Below are 22145 nucleotides of genomic sequence, written 5' to 3' on the forward strand. Positions count from 1 at the left end.
CTTTCTGGAAACTCGAACATTCATAATAGCGACTTATGAATCAGCGGCAACCTCCGCCGCTGATATGTGCCCTGCCTCAGTGGGAATCGCTATATGTCTCCGTTACCGCATCCACCAGCGCCAGCTCCTCGCGGCTCAGCAGGGTCTCAATATTCACCAGAATAATCATTCGACTGTCGAGCACGCCCAGCCCAAGCAGGTAGCGCCCCGAAAGCACCGAGGCCACATCCGGAGTCGGTTTGATCTTATCCACGTCCATTGACAGCACATCCACCACGCCGTCAACCACAATGCCCACCACGCGGTCGTTCAGATTGAGCACAATCACTACCGTACTGTCATCCTGCGAGGGGTCGGGCAGATCGAAGCGCACGCGCAGATCGACAATCGGGACAATGACGCCGCGCAGGTTGGTCACGCCGGTGATAAAGTTCGGCGCGTTCGGAATGCGCGTCAGGCGATCGCAGCCGCGGATCTCCTGCACTTTGAGAATATCAATGCCGTACTCTTCGCTGCCCAGGCGGAATACCAGGTACTCCTGAGCGATAGCCTCGGCTGCGGCAGGTTTAACGGTGGTTGCTACAGTCATGCGTTTACCCCCTCCCTCTGGGGTTGTGGAGCGTTGAGCGTCGAAAGCTCAACCACATCAAGGATCAGCGCCACGCTGCCATCGCCGAGGATGGTCGCTGCGGAGACGCCAGGAACTTTGCGGTAGTTATGTTCAAGATTCTTGACCACCACCTGCTGCTGGCCGATAAGCTGATCGACCCACAGCGCATAGCGGCAGCCCGCGCTTTGCACGATAACCACAATGCCATCGTCCGCGGGCGCTTCGCCCGGCACCGAGAGGCGCTGACGCAGCAGCACCAGCGGCAGATATTCGCCGCGTACCTGCAGCAGACGCTCTTCGCCTACAAAGCGGCACAGCATCGCCTCCGTGGGCCGGAGCGATTCCATCACCGCCCCCAGTGGCAGGACGTAAATCTCTTCCCCCACCTTCACCAGCATGCCGTCAAGGATCGCCAGCGTGAGCGGCAGAATAATGCGAATGGTTGTCCCGGCACCCGGCGTGGAGAGCACGTCCACGTGGCCGCCCATCGCCAGAATGTTGCGTCGCACCACGTCCATCCCCACGCCGCGCCCGGAGACGTCCGTCACGCTCTCGGCGGTGGAGAAACCGGCGGCAAAGATCAGCATCCACACGTCGTCGTCGCTCATGGTGTCGCTGATGGTCATCCCCTGCGAACGGGCTTTGGCGAGGATCTTCTCCCGGTTCAGACCCGCACCGTCGTCGCTGACTTCAATCACGATATTGCCGCCGTGGTGTTCGGCGGAAAGCGTCAGGGTCCCAACGGGCGATTTTCCCTTCGCCACGCGCATCTCTGTCTCTTCAATGCCGTGGTCCAGGCTGTTTCGCACCAGGTGCGTGAGCGGGTCGATAATGCGTTCAATCAGGCTCTTATCGAGCTCCGCGGAACCGCCTTTGAGGATCAGCTCAACCTGTTTGTTGAGACGCGCCCCAAGGTCGTGAACCAGACGCGGAAAACGGCTAAAAACATAGTCCATCGGCATCATGCGAATGGACATCACCGACTCCTGCAATTCGCGGGTGTTGCGCTCCATCTGTGCCACGCAGTTGGAGAGCAGATCGTAGCTGGCCGGATCGAGGGTCCGTGAAAGCTGGGAGAGCATCGCCTGAGTGATGATAAGCTCGCCCACCTGGTTGATGATCTGGTCCACTTTACTCACGGCCACGCGAATGCTGCCGGACTCCTGACTGGCCGCCCGCGGCGCCGGTGGCGCTTTTTTGGCAACGGCGTCGGGTGGCGCAGCGGGCGCTGGTGTCGCTGCGGGCCGGACCTCAATCTGCTTGCTGTCGAGCACAAAGCAGAGCACGGCGGTGATATCGTCCGCCGAGGCGGTGGTCTGTAGCGTCACCGTCATGCCGTCAGACGACGTCTGCGCGTCTGAAATCGTCCCCATATTGCTCAGTTCGTCTCGCAGCATCGTCTGCTCGCGCGCGTCAACGTTTCGCAGGGTCACGACCAGCGTGGCTTCCTTCTCTTCGGCCGCCCGGGCTGGCACGGGCTCAGGCTCGGGTGCGGGCGGTTTTCCTTCAAGGGCTATCTCTCTGAGGGCTTCACAGATATAGCGAAATTGAGCGTCATCAGGCTCCTGCGAAGCCTGATAGGCTTCCAGCTGCGCGTGCATAATGTCCTTACATTCCAGAAAAAGGTTGATGATCGAGCGACTGAGCGTCCTCTCCCCTGCCCGCGCCTGGTCGAGGAGGTTCTCCAGCAGGTGGGTCGTCTCCAGTAAGGCGGTAAAACCGAAGGTGGCTGCGCCCCCTTTCAGGGAGTGTGCCGCCCGAAAGATGGCATTCAGCTGCTCCTGGTCCGGCGCCACCACGTCAAGCTGCAGCAGATGCTGCTCCATGTCGGCCAGCAGCTCTTCTGCCTCAGTAAAAAAGATCTGCGAAAAATCATTCATGTCCATCGGTATAGCCCTGCACGTTTTGCAGATTAATGTCGTTCAGCACGCTCTCTGCACGCTGGGCCTGGGTATCTTCCAGACGGATCTCCTGCTCTTTCGAGCGGCTGAGGACCAGAATGCTGATGCGGCGGTTCACCGCGCTCTCAGGCGGGGTGTTCTCCAGCGGCATCCGGCTGGCGGTGCCGATCACGCGCAGAAAACGCTCATCACTCAGCCCGGCCCTGACCAGCACCCGACGCGCGGCGTTGGCACGACCGGCGGACAGCTCCCAGTTGCTGTAACCGCCCTCGCCCCCGGCATACGGCAGGGAGTCGGTATGGCCCGTCAGGCTCAGCGCGTTGGGCAGCTCCTGGAGCAGCGGCACCAGCGCCTGCAGAATGCCGTTCATGTAGGATTCCGGCAGCTCGCTGCCCACGCGGAACATGGGGCGGTCCTGGGAGTCGGTGATCTGGATCAGCAGACCGTCGTTGGTCAGATTCAGCAAAATGTTGGACTTGAAGTTGTTCAGCCGCGGATCGGTTTCGATCATCTTCTGCAGCTTCTCTTTTGCCTGCTTCAGGCTCTCGACGCGCTTGTGCTTGTCGATTTGGTTAAGCTGTCCTTTAAACACTTCGCCCTGCCGCTTGATGATGTCATCCCCGCCGCCGGGGATGACGCTGTCGCTGAGGCTGGTTTTATCGCCGTTCGCCATCGACGGCTTCAGCGGCATGCGGAAGTAGTCGGCTATCAGCTCCCTCTCCATGTCCGTGGACTGCGACAGCAGCCACATCACCAGGAAAAAGGCCATCATGGCGGTCATGAAGTCGGCATAGGCAATCTTCCAGGTGCCGCCGTGGTGCGCATGCTTTTTCTTTTTACGCTTACGGGAAATGATGACAGGCGTGACGTTCTTCATGCGGCGCTGTCCGAGGTTTTGGTTTTCAGCGTGGCGTTGGACTTCACTTCGCGGACGTGCTCTTCAAGCTCTTCGAACGACGGACGTTCGCTGGTAAAGATGGTTTTACGGCCAAATTCCACGGCAATTTGCGGGGCATAGCCATTGAGACTGGAGAGCAGTGTCACCTTGATACACTGCAGGATTTTGACCTGATCGGAACTCTTCTGGCGCAGCAGGGTGGCCAGCGGCAGCACGAAACCATAGGCGATAAGGATCCCGAGGAAGGTCCCTACCAGCGCGTGGCCAATCAGCATCCCCAGCTCCGCCGCCGGGCGATCCGCCGACCCCAGGGCGTTCACCACCCCCATCACCGCCGCCACAATGCCGAACGCCGGGAACGCATCGCCCACCGTGTTGAGGCTGTGCGCAGGCACTTCCAGCTCCTCTTCGCAGGTCTCGATCTCTTCATCCATCAGGGCTTCGATTTCATGGGAATTCATGCTGCCGCCGATCATCAGGCGGAAGTAGTCGAGGATAAAGTTGGCGAGCATCGGGTCGCTCATCAGGCGGGGATAGGCGCTAAAAATATCGCTGTTCTGCGGGTCTTCAATGTCCTTTTCCAGCGACATCAGCCCGTGCACGCGGCTCTGGGAGAGCAGCAGGAACATCAGCGCCATCAGGTCCATGTACACCGCTTTGTTGTAGCGCTTGCCCATAAAGATTTTGACCAGCGCTTTGCCCGTCGCTTTCAGGGATTTGATGTTATTGCCAACGATAAACGCCCCGACCCCGGCCCCGCCGATGATCAACAGCTCCAGCGGCTGAAACAGCGCCATGAGGTTACCGCCGGATAAGAGAAAACCACCAAAAACGGTCAATATGACAACAAGATAGCCAACAATAACTAACACACTCTCTCCTTTTCCTTACTTGACCGATGCCGGTTTTACCGGCATCAGGTAAACGCCATCTTGCGCACAGTCGCCCGTCAGGATTTACGCCGTGAGGATTTCCGGCGCGGCGAACGACCCCAGCAGGCCGGGATTGCTCACCTGGGATTTTTTAAGCGCACGCGACGGCGGGCTGCACAAGCTGCAGGTAAATGGGTTTTTGATAAATTCGGTGGTGACGATAAAACCGCCGCCACACACGCTGCAGGCTTTACGCGAAATAATGCCGCAGTCGATAAAGCGTAATAATGTCCAGGCACGGGTCAGACCCAGCACCGGTTTTTCATCGGAACAGGTGCTGCACTGCTCCAGATAAAGACGATAGGTCTTCATCAGCATTTCAATGGAGCGCCCCTGCTCGGTCTTTTTCAAATAGAGGTAAATGTTGTAGAACATGGACGAGTGAATATTCTGTTCCCACGACATAAACCAGTCTTCTGAAAAAGGCAGCATCCCTTTTGGCGGCGGACAGCCGCGTAATTCTTTATATAAACGCAGCAGACGGCGACGGCTCAGGGAGGTTTCTGATTCCAGTACCTGCATTCTCGCTCCGAGAGAAATTAATCCCATGGCGATATTTACTTCATCAATTTCCTGCAGCAGACTTTTTTCACCACACATGATTATGCCTCCTCCGCCGTAACCGCATCTTCTTCACTTAAGGCATTCAGAAGATGGGTCGACAAAATAATGCCGGTATGGATCTGCTGCAGGGCTTCAATGCGTGAATCCTTGGTCAGATTTTCAATCACCACTTCATCATCCACGCGCAGACGACAAATAAGCTGATTGGTCGTCGCCAGCTTCATTAATTGCGGCAGAGAAAGCTCTTTCAGGTTATCAATGGTTCCTTCGGATAACCCCAGGCGAAAACCCGCCGCGAATTTATCCTGACGAATCAGCTGCTGGGCCAGCAGCAAATAGGACAGGTTGATATCATGAATATTTTGCAGGTACTCGTCGAAATTAGACACAGGCGAAAACTCCCAATGTTATTCTGCCAATCGCTGGCATGTCAGTTTAGATAGATAACGTTTCCGAACTGATGCAGAGAGTCTTTTGGTATTGATATTCAATAAGGTAAGTCATTCTTCCTCAGTAAATGTTTTTCGTACTTCTCAATGCCAAAGGAGGCTGCATCACAAAACTGGCAAAATCATAAACACTAAGTATTTTCCGAACAAGCGACAGAAATTCCTCCAAATCCCCCAATCAATGTTAACGTATTGATTTAAAAAGCCAATAAAGGATTGTTAAACGTTATTAAACCTTGATTTTAATGATTAACCCTGCGGCTTCACCGGTGTTAACAGTATAAATGTTAAGAGCCTGTATTTATCTGCAATCCGATTCCATACGACTTCTTAACCTTTTAACCGCCAGGCTGTGGAGCTGGCTCACGCGTGTTTCCGTAATGCCCAACACCAGGCCAATCTCTTTCATGTTCAAATCCTGGAGATAATAGAGCTGCAATAGCACCTGCTCTCTTTCCGGTATGAACTGAATATGTTCCGTTATTCGCTCTAAAAGATTCTGGCGCACCGTGTCATTCAGCGGATTAAGCGATTCATTCTCGTTATCGCTCACTTCCCAGCTGTCGGCATAATTATCCTGCAACTCATCAACCGAGTACATTTGGCTGATGTTATTATCCGCCAGCATCTGCTGAAATTCCTGCAGCGATACGCCCATGCGCTCGGCAATTTCAGCCTCGGTAGCTTCACCGCCTTTTTCCTGTTCGATTTGCTGAATAATCGCGACAATTTCCCGCGTATGGGTGCGAACCCGTCGCGGAACCCAGTCGCTTTCTCTCAGCTCATCTAATAACGCCCATTTCACCCGCTGGGTGATCCATGCCGTGAGCGTTACCCCTTTTTTCGGGTCGAAACTTTCGACCGCACTTAAAAAGCCAATCGATCCTGCCTGAATTAAATCATCCAGCTCGACGCTGGCAGGAAGCCGCTTATGTAAACGCATTGCTTCCTGCCGCACCAGATAGTGATATTTAGACCAGACTACCGATTTATCTTCCAGGCCTTCGGCCGTATAAATACCATCCACGATTACATTCCACCCACTATTCTCTGCGAGAATTATCCGGTGAAATGGCGCATTCAAATAGTGCGATAAGCCTATATAAAAATGCGCATTCTGTTACTTCGCGTGAATGTGCACGCATCGAGGAAATATATCGTTATTAATGACGTTAATTCACAGAATTAAAAGGTTTCCCACTGGGCCAGATCGGGTTCCTTCGCCCGTGGCATTTTTTCAGGCGCAGGCGTGACGTTCACCTGACGGCTCTCCTGGTTAAGACGAAATTGCGCCACCAGCTTCTCCAGTGCGTCAGACTGCGCTTCCAGTTCGCTTGCCGCCAGCGCCGCCTCTTCCACCATCGCCGCGTTCTGCTGGGTGACCAGATCCATCTCGTTCACCGCCTGCGAGATCTGGTTGATGCCCGCGCTCTGCTCGTCCGAGGCGGAGGTGATTTCACCCATGATCTGGGTCACCTGCCCGACGGAGGTCACAATCTCCTGCATGACGTGGCTGGCCTGCCCTACCTGACGCGAACCGATATCAATATTGTTCACGCTGGTGTTGATCAGCTGATTGATCTCTTTCGCCGCATCGGCGCTGCGTTTGGCCAGGTTACGCACCTCTTCGGCCACCACCGCAAACCCGCGTCCCTGCTCACCGGCGCGCGCCGCTTCCACCGCCGCGTTCAGGGCGAGGATATTGGTCTGGTTGGCAATGCTGTCGATCACGCCGTTGATATCGGCAATCTGACGCGAGCTGGTGGTGATCTGGGCCATGATCTGCTCCAGGTTCTGCATCACTTCCCCGCCGTTATGGGCATTGGTGCTGGCGCTTTCCGCCAGTTCACGCGCCGCGTGGGCGTTGTCGGCATTCTGGCGCACGGTGGTTTTGATCTGCTCCATGCTGGCCGCCGTCTCCTGCAGCGCCGCCGCCTGCTCTTCGGTGCGGGACGAGAGATCGTTATTGCCGTGGGCAATTTCCTGCGCGTTGCTGTGAATACGTGAAACGCTTTCACGAATGCCGGAGACGGTCGCGGCAAGCGAGGTGCGCATCTGCTCCAGCTCACGAAGCATATTGCCGATTTCATTCTCGCTGCCGGCTTCAATCTCCTTGCTCAGATCGCCATCGGCGATACGCTTAAGCACATCGACGGTCATCGCCATACGCTGAACCAGGGTCTGGCGCAGCCAGAAGCGGATCACAAACAGCAGCGCCACTGCCAGCACCACCACCACCAGTCCCACGCCCAGCATGATTTTGTAGTCGCGCTCTGTCGTCCGAATGACCTCTTCGCTTATGCGCGCGCTGGCATCCGTGTACTGCTCAACCCTATTACGCAGCTGGGTGCGAAGCTCCATATCGTGCTCCAGAGAGCCGCTATATCCCGCCGGGTTTTGCACATAGCCAAGCTTCACTTCCGCCGCTTTATAGACCTCGTTAAACGCCGCATTGACCTCCGCCGCCAGGCGACGCTCCTCCTCCGTATTAAACGGTGAGGCCATAAAGTCATCCATATTACGGCGGGCGATTTTCACCACGTTAAGCGTATGGCTGGAGACATTCTGCGAAACCGGATTACCCAGCGCCGCCTGCAGCATCATGCCATTGGTGTTGGCCATGACCGCGCTAATGTTGTAGGCCGCATCGCGCATCTGGTCGTTATTCTCAGAGGCCACGACAATACGTTTGAAGTTCTCGTTTTTAGAGATGGCATTAAACACGGAATAGGCCGTAAAGCCGAAAAGCATCACCGCGAACAGCCCGATAATCAGCGTGACGGTGCTGTAAATTTTGAGTTTAGCTAACATAGTTTTCCACCCTCCGCGCACGGGCATGCCGTACGCGGTAGCGTCTGAAATGATTAAAAAGGCGGTTCGAATTACAGATTAAACAAATTCATCTTCTGCATATTCTTGTAAACGAACATCGAGGCATTAAAGGCCAGTTCCGACATCTGCGATTCCGATACCAGCGATACCAGCACGCTGGTGTCGGCGCCGATGGCATCCTGCACTTTCACAATGGTGTCGTTGATCAGCACATTGCCGGTCAAATCCAGGGAATCAAGCTGCTGCAGGTTGGTGCCGAGCTCGGCCTGCGCCTTACCCAGACTGTCAATACCCGCATCGATGCCTTTGCTGGCGGCTTCGAGGGCGGCACGCATCGCGTCGTAGTCGATCGGATCGTTGGTAAGCTCCGCCACGGCATCGTCGAGAAGGGCAAAGATATCACCGAAGATTTCATCACCCAGATGGCCGGTTTGCATCGTGGTACCGTCTGCCACCGTCTGCTGACGCGCTTCATTTCCACCCTGATAATCGCCGTTCTCATCAAACGCTGGCGTATCGGTATTAAAACCGCTGAAGATATAGCGACCGGCAGAATCGCGGCTGTTGGCTAAATCCAGCAGATTGGCGCGTATGCCCTCAATCTCTTTGCCCAGCGCCCTACGGTCATCGTCAAAGTAGGCGTCAGATCCCGCAGCCACCATTTTTTCCTTAAGGGAGGTGGTCATCAGATTGCCGACGCCATTGAGAATATTGTCCTGATATTCCAGCGCACTGCGCACGCGGGAGCGCACGCCGCTGTACATCTCCAGCTGCGCCAGCGCGTCCTGATGCTTTATCGCGTCGGTTGCGGCAGTCGGGTTATCGGAGGCCTTTAACAGGGTTTTTCCCGCCGACATCCGCAGATAGACTTCGTGACTTTGACTCATGCGCTTCGTCATCGACTCCGCGCTCTGCTTATACATATAAAGCGTGCTTACTCGCATTCTTTTTTCCTTAGCGGATGGACAGCAGGGTATCAAACATATCGGTGGCGGTTTTCAGCAGCTGCGCGTTGCCGTTGTAGTACTGCCGGAACATGTCCAGGTTGATGTATTCCTCGTCCATATTCACGCCGGAGAGGGCCTGTTTGGTGTTGTATTTCGTTTCCAGATCGGTGTAAGCACTGTTGGCGTAAGATTTCACCTCACGGGCGCTTTCACCAATTTTGCCTGCCAGGCTGGCATAAGCCGCACTGAGGGTGTCATTGCCGATCAGCGCCTCTTTCTGGATCTTCAGCATCTCTTCGAGGTTCTTGTTATTCCCCGGGCCGCCCGTCGCGCTGTCGGAAGCAGCAAATTCCTGCGCGCTGGTAATCTTACGGCTGATACCTTCCGCGGCACCGGCCATCGGGTTGAGGGTGAACTTATCTCCGGCAACGGCATCCCCCGCTGGCGGTAATGTTATCTCGATACCGTCAAAGCTGAGTTTGCCACCAGCGAGGGTCGCGGGGACGGTACGACCATCCGCACCTTTAACCACCCAGTCTGTCCCATCGAAGCTAATATCGTAATTCTCAGATTTCACCTCTCTGAAATTCACAACCGCGATCGGATCCAGCGCACCCGTACCTGCGTTCTTCGCATTGGCAATGGCCTTGATATCCGGCAGTGAAAACAGGTCCCCGCCCGGATCGCCGTCTGGCGTAAACCCGGCGCGGTTCTGCTCGTTCATCCGGTGCGCCATCATAAAGGCGATCTGATCCAGATCCTGACGCGCAACGGTCAGGTCTTCGTTACGGAACTTGAACAGACCGGCGAGGCGACCTTTGGTGATGCTGTTTTCATCCAGCGGTGACGCCTTACCGTTAGCATCCACGTAGGAGACGATGGTTTTATTCGGGTCGGCATCCGAGGGTGAGGTCTGCAATTTGTAGGCGGTCTCGCCGGAGACCAGCGGGCGTCCGTCTGACAGCGTCACCGTCACGCGACCAGAGATCTGATCTTCGGACACGGTAACGCCAATTTGCTCGCTCAACTTCTCCAGCAGTTCGTCGCGCTGGTCCAGCAGGTCAGCAGGCGGAGTGCCACTGCCCTGCGCGCGCTCCAGCTGCTTATTCAGCTGTGCCAGCTGTTCGGTGAACGTGTTGATCTCGCTGGCGCTGCGCTCAATCTGGGTATTGGTGCTCTTTTCCAGCCCCGTCAGACGTTTGGCGCTGGCGTTATAGCGGTTAGCCAGCACGTCGAGAGAGGTGAACACCGCCGCACGCGCTGGGCCATCTTCCGGTGAGCCGCTCAGCGTCGCCATATCCTTAAACAGCTTGTTCAGCGAGACGTCCACGTTATCCGCTTCGTCGGCCAGCATGTTGTCGATATCTGCCAGCTGCTCCATCCGTGCGGTCAGTGACGAGTAATGAGAGAGTGAATCCCGCAGCTGAGTATTGGCGAAGGCGTCATAGGCACGCTCCACGCCGCCGACCCGCGCCCCGAATCCGTAAAAGCCCTGCGGGGTCGTCTTACCGCCCAGCTCACCAATCAGCAGACTACGGCGGCTGTAGTTGTTGGACATGCCATTGACCAGGTTATCACCGGTAACCTGGATGGCGGCCTGCGCCACGCTGATACCGTTTCTGGCTAAATTAAAAAGGTTGTTCATACGCTCTGGATATTCCCTGATTGCGGGCCCGGCATTGATTTCCGGGCCAGATGTTCATGGCTCTGCTTATTTCATCGGTGATGACAAAATTTTCTAAAAAATTTTATCGAGGTCGTGCTTATAGGCATTCACCCCCTGCTGAATATCCCCTTTCACCTTCTGAATAATGGTGATGAGCTTTTTGGCGTAGGCCGGATCGGTGGCATAGCCGCCCGCCTGCAGCGCTTTCGCCCCCTGTTCCGGCGAGCCGGACTGCACCACGCCGCGATAGCGCGGGTTGCGGGTCAGCAGCTTCGCGTAGTCCGCCAGCGCATGTTCATAGGAGTCGTAGACGCGGAAGGCGGCTTTCACCTTCTGCTTCACGCCGTTGATGTATTCGGTGGTGGTGATTTCGGTGGTTTTACCCTGCCAGTCGCCGGTGGCTTTTATCCCGAACAGGTTATGGCTCGGGCTGCCGTCGGTGGCCGGAATTTCGCGTTTGCCCCATCCGGACTCCAGCGCCGCCTGGGCGAGGATCAGATGCGGGTGCAGCCCGCTCTGCTGGGCGGCCGCCTGGGCCGGGCGCAGAAGACGGGCGATAAACGGATGCGCCCCGTCCGCCGGTTTGGCGAACGACACCGGCGCAGGCAGGCGCAGTGGGCCGGTGGCGGGCGTGGCGGAAAGCCCAGGCCGCAGGAGATCGCGCCCCGGCGTGCTCACGACGGGTTCATCACTCTCCCCGCCCAGTTGGCGGACGATAAGATCGGCAAAGCCGAGCTGACCACTCCCGGCAATATTCTGCGCCACCTGCTGATCGTGCATGGCGGTGTACATCTCGGCGGACTGGCTGTGAAGCAGGTCATCCTTGAAGGTGGCATCGCGCATGCTCTTCATCATCATCTGCACGAAGATCCCTTCCATCTGCTTCGCGGCCGCCTTCAGCGCGCCGGGCGACTGCCGCCCGGCCTCCCGTTTCAGGGTGTCCAGCGAGCGGACGTCAAAGGCGGGTTGATCAAGCTTGTCGAAAGCGTTCATCAGTTCACCTCCAGCTTCGCCCGCAGACAGCCGGCGTTTTTCATCGCCTGCAGAACCGACATCAGCTCGTTTGGCGTAGCGCCCAGGCTGTTGAGGGCGCGGATCACCGCGTTCAGATCGGTACTGCTGCGCACGTGCTGCAGCGAGCCGCCGCTGTCGCGCACCGAGATATCGGTTTGCGGCACCACCACCGTCTCGCCGCCGCCGAACGGCGTATCGGGCTGGCTGATGATGTTGTTCTGCATCACCTCCACCGTCAGCGAGCCGTGGGCCACCGCGCAGGCGTCCAGCGACACGTGGCGGTTCATCACCACTGAACCCGTACGCGAGTTGACAATCACCTTCGCGTCCTGAACGTTGACCCGCAGCGGGATGTCCTGAATGTTGGCGAGGAAGCGCACGCGGGACGGGCCGTCCGGGGGCGCGAAGAGGCGCACGGTGCGGGCATCTTCCGGGAGCGCCGCCCCGCCGCTGTAGCGCTGGTTAATGGCGTCGCTGATCTGCTGCGCCAGCGAGAAGTCGCTCTCGTTGAGCTGCAGGCGCACGATGTTCTGGGTAGCGAAGTCGTTTGGCACCTCGCGCTCCACGGTGGCCCCGCCGCTGATGCGCCCGCCGTTAAGCTGGTTCACCTGCACGCGGCTGCCGCCCGCCTGCGCCCCTGCGCCGGAAATCAGGATATTGCCCTGAGCGATAGCGTAGATCTGGTTATCCGCCCCTTTCAGCGGGGTCATCAGCAGCGTACCGCCGCGCAGGCTTTTGGCGTTCCCCACCGAGGAGACCACAATGTCCAGCTTGTCGCCGGGACGGGCAAATGGCGGCAGCTCGGCGGTGACCATCACCGCGGCGATGTTTTTCAGCTGCATATTGGTGCCCGCCGGGACGGTGATCCCGAGCTGCGAGAGCATGTTGTTCAGGCTCTGGCCGGTGAACGGCGCCTGCATGGTCTGGTCGCCGGTGCCGTCAAGGCCGACGATCAGGCCGTAGCCCATCAGGGAGTTGGACCGCACGCCCTGTACCGTCGCCAGATCGCGAATGCGTTCCGCGTGTACCGCTTTGGGTACCGCCAGCGTCATGCCGTAGAGCAGGAGGCTGAGGAATAACAGAATAGATTCTTTTTTCATGGTCATATCAGAAAGGAGAAAGGTTCAGGAACAGGCGCTGCAGCCAGCCCATGTTCTGCGCTTCATTGATGTAGCCGTTGCCGACGTACTCGATGCGGGCGTCCGCCACCTGGGTGGAAGGCACCGTATTGCTGCCGCTGATAAAGCGCGGGTTCACCACGCCGGAGAAGCGGATGAATTCGGTGCCCTGGTTAATGGCGATCTGCTTTTCACCCACTACCCGCAGGTTGCCGTTGGGCAACAGCTCGTTAACGGTCACGGTGATGGTGCCGGTAAAGGTATTGCGCGCCGCGGCACCGCCTTTGCCGGAAAAATCGTTTGATCCTTCGGCTTTGAAATCCGCTTTGCCGTCGCCAAGCCAGCTGCCGGCGGCGGTCGGCACGGCAAGGAGCTCCATACCGGCCGATCCATTACGGTTGGCACTGGCGGAGGAGCTCTTGCTGGCGCTCACGTTCTCCTGCAGCAGGATGGTCAGCGTGTCACCCACGTTACGTGGGCGACGGTCTTCGAACATCGGCTGATAGCCGTAGTTCATGGCCTGCCCGGCCTGAAACAGTGAGCCGCCGGTGGCCGCCGGTGCCATCGGTAATGGTGTTGCCGTCGTCGGCCCCTCGACGAGAGGCTTTTGCATGATGTGCGCACAGCCGCCGAGCAGCAGCGTGCCTGCCAGCAGCGCCGCCGCCGGGATGTGTTGAGAAAGTGTATTCATTTTAGTGTCGATAAAATGTCTGGCCGCGCGAGCGGCCAGAGAGAGGATTACAGCTGGGAAAGCCGCTGCAGCATCTGGTCGGATGCCGAGACCGCTTTACTGTTGATTTCGTAGGCGCGCTGCACCTGAATCATGGTCACCAGCTCTTCCGCCACGTTGACGTTGGAGATTTCCACGTAGCTCTGCTTCAGGGTGCCCGCGCTCTCCATCCCCGGGTTGAGCTCGTTCGGCGCGCCGGAGGACTGGGTCTCTTTGTAGAGATTGCCGCCAATGCTTTCGAGCCCGGCGTTGTTGACGAAGGTGGTCAGCGTCAGCTGGCCAATCTGCTGCTCTTCCGCCTGCCCCGGCACCTTCACGCTGACGATCCCGTCGCTGCCGATGTTGAGCTTCATGGCATCCTGCGGGATGACGATCCCCGGCTGGATCGGGTAGCCTTCGGCATTCACCAGCTGGCCGTCCGGATTTTTCGAGAAGTGCCCGTCGCGGGTGTAGGCGGTGCTGCCGTCCGGCATCTGCACCTGGAAGAAGCCTTCCCCTTCAATCGCCACGTCGTACTCGTCGCCGGTGGGGTTCATATTTCCCTGGGTGTGAACACGCTGGGTGGAAACCGGACGCACCCCGGTCCCCAGCTGCAGACCGCTCGGCAGGGTGTTCTGCTCGCTCGCCTGGGCGCCGGGCTGGCGCATGTTCTGGTAGAGCAAGTCCTGAAACACGGCGCGCTGACGCTTGAAGCCGTTGGTATTAACGTTCGCCAGGTTGTTGGAAATGACGTCCATATTGAGCTGCTGTGCTTCCAGCCCGGTTTTTGCGATCCATAAGGAACGAATCATAGTGACTCCTTGCGCGGCCTTAGCTCACGCTTAATAGCTGGTTGGCCTTCTGGGCGTTTTCGTCGGCGGTGCGGATCACCTTCATGTTCATGTCGAAACCGCGCGAGTTGGCGATCATCTGCGTCATGGCCTGCACCGGGCTGACGTTGCTGCCCTCGATGGCTTCCGGGGTCAGACGCAGGGTTTCGTCCTGCGCCAGCGGGTTGCCGCCCGCGGTGCGGAACAGCCCGTCGTCGCCGTGCACCATCTCGTTCATGTCGGCATTGACCAGCTTGAGGCGGCCCACCAGCACCAGCGCCGTCGGGTCATCGCCCATGCCGAGCGCCGACACGGTGCCGTCGCTGCCGAGGGTGACGTGGGACTGCGGCGGTACCTCCAGCGGCCCGCCGTCGCCCATCAGCGGACGGCCGTTGACGCGAAGCGCCCCGTCCTGATTCACCTCGATAGCGCCATTACGGGTATAGCCTTCGCTGCCGTCGTCCAGCGCCACTGCCAGCCAGCCGTTCTGCGGCAGCGCTACGTCGAGGCTGCGGCCGGTATGGGTGATCGGCCCCATGGTGGTGTCGTGAAACGGCGTCGACTCTGCCACCAGCGCACGGGTGCGCAGGCTTTCCCCTTCGATGGGTACCGAACGGAACGCCGCCAGCTGGGCGCGAAAGCCCGCGGTGGAGCTGTTCGCCAGATTGTTTGAGGTGACCGCCTGGCGGTTGAGCGCCGCGTTGGCGGCACTCATGGCGGTATAGATAGCGCGATCCATCGTTCAGCCTTAACGCAGGTTAACCAGCGTCTGCAGCACTTCAGACTGGGTTTTGATGGTTTGCGAGTTGGACTGGTAGTTACGCTGATAGACGATCATATTGACCATCTCTTCACCCAGCTCAACGTTGGAGGTCTCCAGCATGCCGCCGTTGATGGTGCCGAAGCTGCCGCTGCCGGAGGTGCCAAGGAACGGCTGGCCGGACTGTCCGGTCTCCGCCCACAGATTGTTACCCTGCTGCGCCAGACCGCCGACGTTGGCAAAGTCCGCCAGCACCACCTGCGCCACGGTCTGGCGCTTGCCGTTGCTGTAGATGGCGATCACTTCGCCACTGTCACTGACTTCATACGTATTGAATTTACCCGGCGCCTGGCCGTCAATTTCGCCCAGCATAATCTGCATATCGCCGCTGTTCTGGCTCAGTTTTGAAAAATCCAGTTCCAATGCCAGTGGCGCAGAGCCGTTATAGGCAGCGCCATCAATGTCCAGTTTCGGGTTGCCAACAATGTTGCCTTTGTCATCAAACTCCAGATTAATTGGTTTCATGCCCGCAGGTGAGGTTGAGTCTTCCGCATGGGCTGTCCATTTCCCTTCGGCCGTATGCACGAAATAGACCTTAATGGCATGCTTGTTGCCCAGGCTGTCGGTGGCAGTGACTTCGCTGACGTAGTTGTAGGTATCGCTATCATCCTTGTTGAAAGCCTTGGTGATGATCTCTGCATCAGACTTCAGGTTGCCCGTCAACGACCCTGCGGTCGAAGCTTCTGGCGGCAAATCGTCTTTCGGAATGCGGATTGGCCCGACCTGCGCGCCGGGGTTAATCACCCCGTTCGTCGCCTGATAGCCGGTTAAAAACAGTCCGTTGGTCCTGTTGACGATAAAGCCGTTTTCGTCCTGTTCAAACTGGCCGTTACGCCCGTAGAACACGCTGCCCGCCTCATCGACCATGCGGAAAAAGCCGCGCTTTGAGATGCCCATATCAAGAGCGGAGCTGCCGGCCGCCAGGTTGCCGTCGCCAAAGTTCTGATCAACGCCTGCCACCCGCACGCCCATCCCCTGCGAACCAGCGAAGATATCCGCAAAAGAGGCGGAGCCTGCTTTAAACCCAAACGTCTGGGAGTTGGCGATGTTGTTACCCACCACGTCCAGCGCTTTTGCCGCGGCGCTCAGACCGCTAAGACCTTGTGAAAAACCCATAATTTCTTTCCAGAAGTAATGTTTATTTTTGAATGACGAACACTTTGTCCATGCCGATCGGATCGTGATTCAGCAGATGCAGAATCGGCCCATTTGGATCCATGGTGACGCCCTGTACCTGCTCCTGAATCAGGCCGTACACCGTCGGGTTCTCCCCTTCGGCGTTGCTGGCCTCAAAGGAGAGGGTGTACTCGCGATCGCGTGGTGGCCCCGGCTCCGGCTTGAAGTTTTCCAGGTCGTCGAGGTTGAAGGTATTCATCCCCTTCTTGACGTTCTTCAGCTCGGCAGCGTAAGCCTTGTCGCCGTCATGCAGCGTAACGGTGACCGTTTCGGCATCGTCCGACAGCGCGAAGTGGAAATCGTCCGAGCCTTCAGGCGTCTCAACGCCTTCCTGATGAATCCCAAAGCGATCGCCAAAGGAGACCTTCGCCTCTCCTTCAATCAGCACGGTACGCCCGACCCAGGAGGAGGCGCTCATGCTGCCCAGCTGGGACATCATGGCGTAGACGTAACCGACAGACGTGTTGAGCTTCTCGACGCCCGCCGCCATGTTGAACTGCGCCAGCTGCGAGGTGAGCTGGTTGTTATCCATCGGGTTGGTGGGATCCTGGTTTTTCATCTGCGCCACCAGCAGGGTCATAAACTGGTTCGACAGATCTGCCGCGCTGTTGCCCGTGCCCGTGCCGCCAGTGCCGCTGTTGTTGTTAATCGAAGAGACCGCCATATGCGTCCTTACTGACCAAGAGTTAATGTTTTCAGCATCAGGCTTTTGGCGGAGTTCATCACTTCCACGTTGGCCTGGTAGCTGCGGGAGGCGGAGATGGTGTTGACCATCTCGTTCATCACGTTGACGTTGGGCATGCGCACGTAGCCCTGTTCATCCGCCAGAGGATTGCCCGGCTCGTAGACCAGGCGATCCGGGGCGCTGCTCTCCACCACGTCGCTGACCTGCACGCCGCCAATTTCCTGACCGGCCGTGTTATCGACCTGGAACACCACCTGACGGGCCCGGTACGGCTGACCGTCCGGCCCCGCCACGCTGTCGGCGTTGGCCATATTGCTGGCGCTGACGTTAAGACGGCGGGACTGGGCCGCCATCGCTGAACCTGAAATATCAAATACGCTAAAGAGCGACATCGTTAATTACCCCTGACTGAGCACAGTCATCATTTTCTTAATATCCGCGCCAAGGAACGTCAGTCCCGACTGATATTTCACGGCGTTATCCGCAAAATTGACGCGCTCACGATCCATATCCACCGTATTGCCATCGGCACTCGGCTGATCGGGAATGCGATAAAGCAGCTGAGCGTCGTCAAACGGCTGCGCTTTACCTTCAATATGTCGGTTTGACGTTAATGCCAGTGATACGGGTGATTTCGCCACGGTGTTATTTTCCATGGCCGCTTTTAGCTGCTGAGGAAAATCGATATCCCGCGCCTGGTAGCCAGGGGTGTCGGCATTCGCAATATTCGAAGCCAAAATATCCTGACGGCGCGACAGCAAACCTAACGCCTGCTGTTGAAAGCGAAAGGCGTCATCAAGTTTATTCATGACAACAGGACTCCTGTCTCGCGTTATTTAAACTGCGATAGTGTAGACAGCGCTGGTGAAATATCACACTGCGAAGACCCGACAGAAATAAGCCTATTTAGGGAAATAGAAATAATGAGGGAAGCGATAAAAAAATGAAGAATGTAAATGCCGTCAGAAGTGTCATTATTTAAGACAATAAAAGCCTCGCCACTGCGTATATAATTTCGCCACGTTTTATAAATTAAATACCGTATTAAGGCAATGAGATGAAGCTCCGATTATTCAGCGCGGCGATGGCCGTCTTGCTCTGCTCTGCGTCTGCTGGTGCCAGCGTTCCGTCTGACCAGACGGCGAAGCAGCGCCTGCTGCTCAAGCTGGATGCCCTGATCCAGCAGCCGGAGAGCAACGGCGAGGTGGTGCGCACCGTGGCCCTGCTCGCCACGCCTGCCCAGTTGGCCGCCGTGTGTGAGAACCCGGAGCTGAGCCTGGTAGGGCGCGACAGCCGTCTCACCGGCAAGCGTACCGTGCTGGCCCAGTGCGGCGCGCGTCGTCATTTCCTGCCGATACGCATCAGCGCCCAGGGCACCTGGTGGGTGGCCAGCCAGAGCCTGCCCGGCGGGGCCATTGTGCAGCGCAGCGATATCGAACCGGTTACCGGCAGCCTCGATAACCAGCCCGGTGGCTTGATTTTTAACGCCGACCAGATCATCGGTCAGCGCCTCACCCGCGCCATCGACGCCGGTAAACCGCTGCTGGAAAACCAGCTGCGCCAGCAGTGGCGGCTACGTGCCGGGCAGACGGTGGACCTGGTGACCGCCGGTTCAGGCTTTCGGATACGCAGTCAGGGTAAAGCGCTGAACAACGCCGCGGTGGACGACGTGCTGAAAGTGAAAACCGCTGGCGGGCGCACCGTCAGCGGGAAAGTGGCGGCCGACGGTCAGGTGATGATTTTTTCTCAATAATAAATTTTAGCTTTTCTGAGAATCACCGAAGAAAGAAGTATTGAGCACTTAATTTTATTGCGAGGACCACCATGAGCATCAACAGCAGCCAGACCACCGCGCCGATCGCGAAGATCGCCCCAACGCAGGATCTGCGCACCCGCACGCAGCCACAGGAGAGCGAGGTGGCGGCCACGCGCAGCGAAAAGCGCGATAACACCAACGTCACCCTGAGCCAGCTAACCAAAAAAATTCAGACCGACGACAGCCGCGACGTGAACTACGCCCGCATCGCCGAAATGCGCGCCGCGCTGTCGGCGGGTACCCTGCGCATTGAGCCGGAGAAGATTGCTCAGGCGATGGTGCAGGACATGTTTTCGTTTTAACCGTTTACAGGCCCCTTATGGACAAGCTTTTCCCGATACTGACGCAAATGAAGACCTCTCTGGATGAGCTGGAGGCAATCATGATTGAAGAGGTGAATCAGCTCAACCGCACCCAGATCAACCCGGTGTCGCTGCAGGTGCTGGCGGATAACAAAAACCAGCTGCTGACCACCCTGCAGTACTACGACGATATGCGCCGCCAGCAGGAGCAAACCTCCGGCACCGAAGCCCCCTACCCGGGACTCGGCAAGCTGTTTGCCAGCTGGCAGCAGGTGCATGAAAAGGTGCGCAGCACCAAAGCGCTGAATCAGCAGGTGGAATCCCTGCTGCAAAGCCATATGAAGAAAAACCAGCATATTCAGAAAGCAATCGACCATGTCGGGCACGCCAGTACGCTTTACGGCCCGGCGGGTGAATCCAGCCAGATGCCTGTCGGTCGCAAATACAACATCAGCATCTGACCGTTCCTGTCTGCGTTGTCCTCTTTTGCCCGCCTCTGGTGGGCTTTTTTTTGCCCCCCCTCACCCTAACCCTCTCCCCAAAGGGGAGAGGGTTAGGGCTAGGGGGCGGGTAGGCCGGGTAAGCGCAGCGCCACCCGGCAATCAGGAAGGAAATTAAACAGAGGTGTAGGCCTTCGCCATCGTACGGCTTTTACGCATGCCGGAGAGTTCGGTGCTGATGGCGGTGAGACGCCCCTGAATGGCGCGCGTGAGAAGGGCATCGTGCTCCAGCAGGGTCGCCAGCCGGGCGCTGACCTGTGGCTTGTTGTGCTGCGCCAGCGGGGTTAAATCGATTTCACACAGCGTTCTCATCCCCATGGTATAGGCCACAGACTCGTCAAGAAACACATCCCATTCGCCGTCGTCGGCCTGCTGGCGCAGCTTTTTGTTGCTAACCAGCAGCTGTTCAATCAGCTCAATCACATCGTTATCCATGCTTCACCTGCTTCTGCTGTGGCGCGATGGCCTGCCAGGTTTCCAGCATCCCCGTCATCAGGGCGATGAGGTGCGGCAGCTTTTCTCCGGACTTGTTGAGGTTAGCCTCCAGCAGCGTGCGCGAAATATATTCGTACAGGCTCTCCAGCTCTTCGGCGATTTTCCCGCCCTTCTCGTGGTCAAGACCGGCGCGCAGGCCGTTGTCGATAATGTTGATGGCGCGGGAGATCATCTCCCCGCGGCGGGCGATATTGCCGGACTGGAAGTAGATGTCCGCCCGCTTCATGGCGTTAATCGCCCCGTCATACAACAGGACGATCAGCTGGTGCGGCGTCGCGCCGCTAATCTGGCTGTCGAGTGAGACAGCGGTGTAGGCACTGTTGCCCGTTTTGGTGTACATCGTCAAATCCTGCCGGGCAGCGGCCTGCCCGGATTGGTAATCAATTAAATTAACCCCGCCAGCGACTGCTGCAGCCGGGTGCTCATGCTGTTCATCTCACTCATCGCCTTATCCAGGCGCATATATTCCTTTTCACGGCGCAGCATGGCTTCGTCGATGCGCTTTTGCACCGCCGTGATCTGCTTGCCAACGCGTTTTTCCTGCTCGCGCAGGGACTCCAGCGCGGTTTCAATCACCCCGTCCTTTTTCGCCACGGCGTCCTTATCGCCGAGGTAGGTATTAAAGATGCCCTCCATGCGGTCTTTAATCCCCTCCTCGCCCCCTTTGCCGAGGAACAGTGCCTCGACCTCCTTCGGGTTGTCCTTCAGGGCGGCCTCAAGCTTTTTGCTGTCGATGGTGAGAGTGCCGAGCGCTCCGGAGCGGTCATCGCCGGTTTTGCCATCGAAGGTGACGGTGATGCCGAGACGGCCAAGGGAGGTGATCACATCCCCAGCCTCACGGTACTCGCCGCCTACGGTAGCCTTCAGCTGGCTGGTCAGGCGGCGCAGGTTGCCGTCGCTGAACAGCGCGCCGTTGCCGGTGTCGGGCAGCGGGATTTCGCCCTCCGCGAGCTTGTCGCGATCGGGGGCCGTGTATTTGGTAGCGCTGGCGACGGTGCTCAGGTAGCTGTTGTAGTTTTTAACAAACTCCTCGATGAGGGATTTCACCTTTGAGGTATCTTCGGTGATGGTGAGGGATTCGGTTTTGAAGGGATGCTCTGCGCCAGGATCGGCATCAGGGTCTTTCTCCGACACTTCACGCAGTTCAAGGGTTACGCCGGTAATCAAATCTTTAATGGTGTTAGAACTGCGCTCGACCTCATTACCGTTGAGCCAGACTTTGGCATTCTGGGCCTCGGTCATCTCTTTGCTGTTCTCAAGCGCATCCTTGACCGCGGCGTCCCCCGTTACCGTTATCGTCATCTCCCCGTCTTTACCGGTTTTTTTCGAGGTCAGGACGAGTTTGTACTCTCCTTCTTTCACCGTCACCACTTCAGCGACAACATCACCCTTCTGCTCATTGATTTTTTTGGCAATATCATCGAGGGACGTTTCGTCTGGCTTGAGCTCCACGACCAGCGGTTTGTCACTGCCTTTCATATCGATGGTGACGGTCGCGGCGCTCTTACCAAGATCCTTATCTCGTGACGTTCCTTCCACCTCCAGTTGATGCGCTTTCGCCAGCTGCGCCACGGCCATGGTGTAGCTGTTCGGGATCGCCCCTTTACCTGCCGTGGCCTTAAAGGTTTTGTTATCGCTGACGCTGACGCCGTTAAACCCCTCATCCTCGAGCTTGCCGAGAGTATCCTTCAGGGTGCTCAACGAGCTGGATATAGAGCCCCACGCGGAAATCTGTCCGTTATAGGTTTTTTGTTTCTGCAGATAGGGATTCAGCTTGAGTGCGCTGGCCGAACGTTCCTTTGCCAGCAGTTCGTCAAAAGGCAGACCCGAGCCCATGCCTAAAAAATTGGTTGATACCATATGAATGCTTCCTGTTGTAAA

The 22145-nt window shown here is 57.4% G+C and carries 25 protein-coding genes; 3 read left to right on the plus strand and 22 right to left on the minus strand.

Annotated features, from left to right (window positions below):
* Positions 1-76: 76 nt before the first annotated feature.
* The 19 genes from M2433_RS10145 to flgB form a co-directional block, all read right to left on the minus strand.
* Positions 77-589: a chemotaxis protein CheW gene (locus tag M2433_RS10145; RefSeq protein WP_429054587.1), complete on the minus strand. Its 513-nt coding sequence runs from the start codon at positions 587-589 to the stop codon at positions 77-79.
* Positions 586-2496: a chemotaxis protein CheA gene (gene cheA, locus M2433_RS10150; RefSeq protein ID WP_429054586.1), complete on the minus strand. Its 1911-nt coding sequence runs from the start codon at positions 2494-2496 to the stop codon at positions 586-588. The genes M2433_RS10145 and cheA overlap by 4 nt, the downstream gene beginning before the upstream one ends.
* Entirely contained in the window at positions 2483-3388 is a 906-nt protein-coding gene (motB, locus tag M2433_RS10155) for a flagellar motor protein MotB (RefSeq protein WP_429054584.1), read from the minus strand. The genes cheA and motB overlap by 14 nt, the downstream gene beginning before the upstream one ends.
* Positions 3385-4281, minus strand: coding sequence for a flagellar motor stator protein MotA (gene motA, locus M2433_RS10160; RefSeq protein WP_429054583.1), 897 nt, complete (start codon positions 4279-4281; stop codon positions 3385-3387). The genes motB and motA overlap by 4 nt, the downstream gene beginning before the upstream one ends.
* Before the next feature lie 84 nt (positions 4282-4365).
* Complete coding sequence (gene flhC, locus M2433_RS10165; protein WP_225283093.1) at positions 4366-4941, minus strand: flagellar transcriptional regulator FlhC; 576 nt, start codon at positions 4939-4941, stop codon at positions 4366-4368.
* A gap of 2 nt (positions 4942-4943) precedes the next feature.
* Positions 4944-5294, minus strand: a complete 351-nt coding sequence (gene flhD, locus M2433_RS10170; protein ID WP_025759751.1) for a flagellar transcriptional regulator FlhD — start codon at positions 5292-5294, stop codon at positions 4944-4946.
* Between the two features lie 361 nt (positions 5295-5655).
* On the minus strand, positions 5656-6381 hold the full coding sequence (gene fliA / locus M2433_RS10175) for an RNA polymerase sigma factor FliA (protein ID WP_429054582.1): 726 nt from the start codon (positions 6379-6381) through the stop codon (positions 5656-5658).
* A 158-nt stretch (positions 6382-6539) separates the two neighbouring features.
* Positions 6540-8165: a methyl-accepting chemotaxis protein gene (locus M2433_RS10180; RefSeq protein ID WP_429054580.1), complete on the minus strand. Its 1626-nt coding sequence runs from the start codon at positions 8163-8165 to the stop codon at positions 6540-6542.
* Positions 8166-8236: 71 nt separating this feature from the next.
* Complete coding sequence (flgL, locus tag M2433_RS10185) at positions 8237-9130, minus strand: flagellar hook-associated protein FlgL (protein WP_429054579.1); 894 nt, start codon at positions 9128-9130, stop codon at positions 8237-8239.
* Between the two features lie 10 nt (positions 9131-9140).
* Positions 9141-10778 (minus strand): flagellar hook-associated protein FlgK, encoded by a 1638-nt coding sequence (flgK, locus tag M2433_RS10190; protein ID WP_429054577.1) that lies wholly within the window; start codon positions 10776-10778, stop codon positions 9141-9143.
* A gap of 93 nt (positions 10779-10871) precedes the next feature.
* Entirely contained in the window at positions 10872-11792 is a 921-nt protein-coding gene (gene flgJ, locus M2433_RS10195) for a flagellar assembly peptidoglycan hydrolase FlgJ (RefSeq protein WP_429054575.1), read from the minus strand.
* Positions 11792-12919: a flagellar basal body P-ring protein FlgI gene (locus M2433_RS10200; RefSeq protein ID WP_429054574.1), complete on the minus strand. Its 1128-nt coding sequence runs from the start codon at positions 12917-12919 to the stop codon at positions 11792-11794. The genes flgJ and M2433_RS10200 overlap by 1 nt, the downstream gene beginning before the upstream one ends.
* A gap of 1 nt (position 12920) precedes the next feature.
* Entirely contained in the window at positions 12921-13622 is a 702-nt protein-coding gene (locus M2433_RS10205) for a flagellar basal body L-ring protein FlgH (RefSeq protein ID WP_429054572.1), read from the minus strand.
* 47 nt (positions 13623-13669) lie between these two features.
* Positions 13670-14452, minus strand: coding sequence for a flagellar basal-body rod protein FlgG (flgG, locus tag M2433_RS10210; protein ID WP_429054570.1), 783 nt, complete (start codon positions 14450-14452; stop codon positions 13670-13672).
* Positions 14453-14471: 19 nt separating this feature from the next.
* A complete protein-coding gene (locus tag M2433_RS10215) occupies positions 14472-15209 on the minus strand; it encodes a flagellar basal body rod protein FlgF (RefSeq protein WP_429054569.1) in 738 nt (245 codons plus the stop codon).
* 9 nt (positions 15210-15218) lie between these two features.
* Positions 15219-16406 (minus strand): flagellar hook protein FlgE, encoded by a 1188-nt coding sequence (gene flgE, locus M2433_RS10220; RefSeq protein WP_429054568.1) that lies wholly within the window; start codon positions 16404-16406, stop codon positions 15219-15221.
* A gap of 22 nt (positions 16407-16428) precedes the next feature.
* Positions 16429-17130, minus strand: coding sequence for a flagellar hook assembly protein FlgD (locus M2433_RS10225; RefSeq protein ID WP_429054567.1), 702 nt, complete (start codon positions 17128-17130; stop codon positions 16429-16431).
* An 8-nt stretch (positions 17131-17138) separates the two neighbouring features.
* Positions 17139-17543, minus strand: a complete 405-nt coding sequence (gene flgC, locus M2433_RS10230; protein WP_259566646.1) for a flagellar basal body rod protein FlgC — start codon at positions 17541-17543, stop codon at positions 17139-17141.
* 6 nt (positions 17544-17549) lie between these two features.
* On the minus strand, positions 17550-17960 hold the full coding sequence (gene flgB / locus M2433_RS10235; RefSeq protein ID WP_429054566.1) for a flagellar basal body rod protein FlgB: 411 nt from the start codon (positions 17958-17960) through the stop codon (positions 17550-17552).
* 248 nt (positions 17961-18208) lie between these two features.
* Between flgB and flgA the strand changes: the two genes are divergently transcribed.
* The 3 genes from flgA (at position 18209) to M2433_RS10250 (ending at position 19730) form a co-directional block, all read left to right on the plus strand.
* Entirely contained in the window at positions 18209-18904 is a 696-nt protein-coding gene (gene flgA / locus M2433_RS10240) for a flagellar basal body P-ring formation chaperone FlgA (RefSeq protein WP_429054565.1), read from the plus strand.
* Between the two features lie 71 nt (positions 18905-18975).
* The gene (gene flgM, locus M2433_RS10245; protein ID WP_429054563.1) at positions 18976-19269 is read left to right on the plus strand and encodes a flagellar biosynthesis anti-sigma factor FlgM; all 294 of its coding nucleotides are present in this window, start codon (positions 18976-18978) and stop codon (positions 19267-19269) included.
* A 17-nt stretch (positions 19270-19286) separates the two neighbouring features.
* Positions 19287-19730, plus strand: a complete 444-nt coding sequence (locus M2433_RS10250) for a flagella synthesis protein FlgN (RefSeq protein WP_429054562.1) — start codon at positions 19287-19289, stop codon at positions 19728-19730.
* Positions 19731-19883: 153 nt separating this feature from the next.
* Here M2433_RS10250 and fliT read toward each other — a convergent pair whose 3' ends face one another.
* Genes fliT through fliD form a run of 3 tightly spaced genes read right to left on the minus strand, consistent with a single transcriptional unit; the run spans position 19884 to position 22124 of the window.
* Positions 19884-20204, minus strand: coding sequence for a flagellar protein FliT (gene fliT, locus M2433_RS10255; RefSeq protein ID WP_429054560.1), 321 nt, complete (start codon positions 20202-20204; stop codon positions 19884-19886).
* Positions 20197-20604, minus strand: coding sequence for a flagellar export chaperone FliS (fliS, locus tag M2433_RS10260; RefSeq protein WP_225283158.1), 408 nt, complete (start codon positions 20602-20604; stop codon positions 20197-20199). The genes fliT and fliS overlap by 8 nt, the downstream gene beginning before the upstream one ends.
* Positions 20605-20648: 44 nt before the next feature.
* Entirely contained in the window at positions 20649-22124 is a 1476-nt protein-coding gene (gene fliD, locus M2433_RS10265; RefSeq protein ID WP_429054558.1) for a flagellar filament capping protein FliD, read from the minus strand.
* Between the last annotated feature and the right edge of the window lie 21 nt (positions 22125-22145).

The organism is Enterobacter sp. AC1, from assembly GCF_050434705.1.
In the GTDB taxonomy this organism is placed as follows: domain Bacteria; phylum Pseudomonadota; class Gammaproteobacteria; order Enterobacterales; family Enterobacteriaceae; genus Enterobacter; species Enterobacter cloacae_L.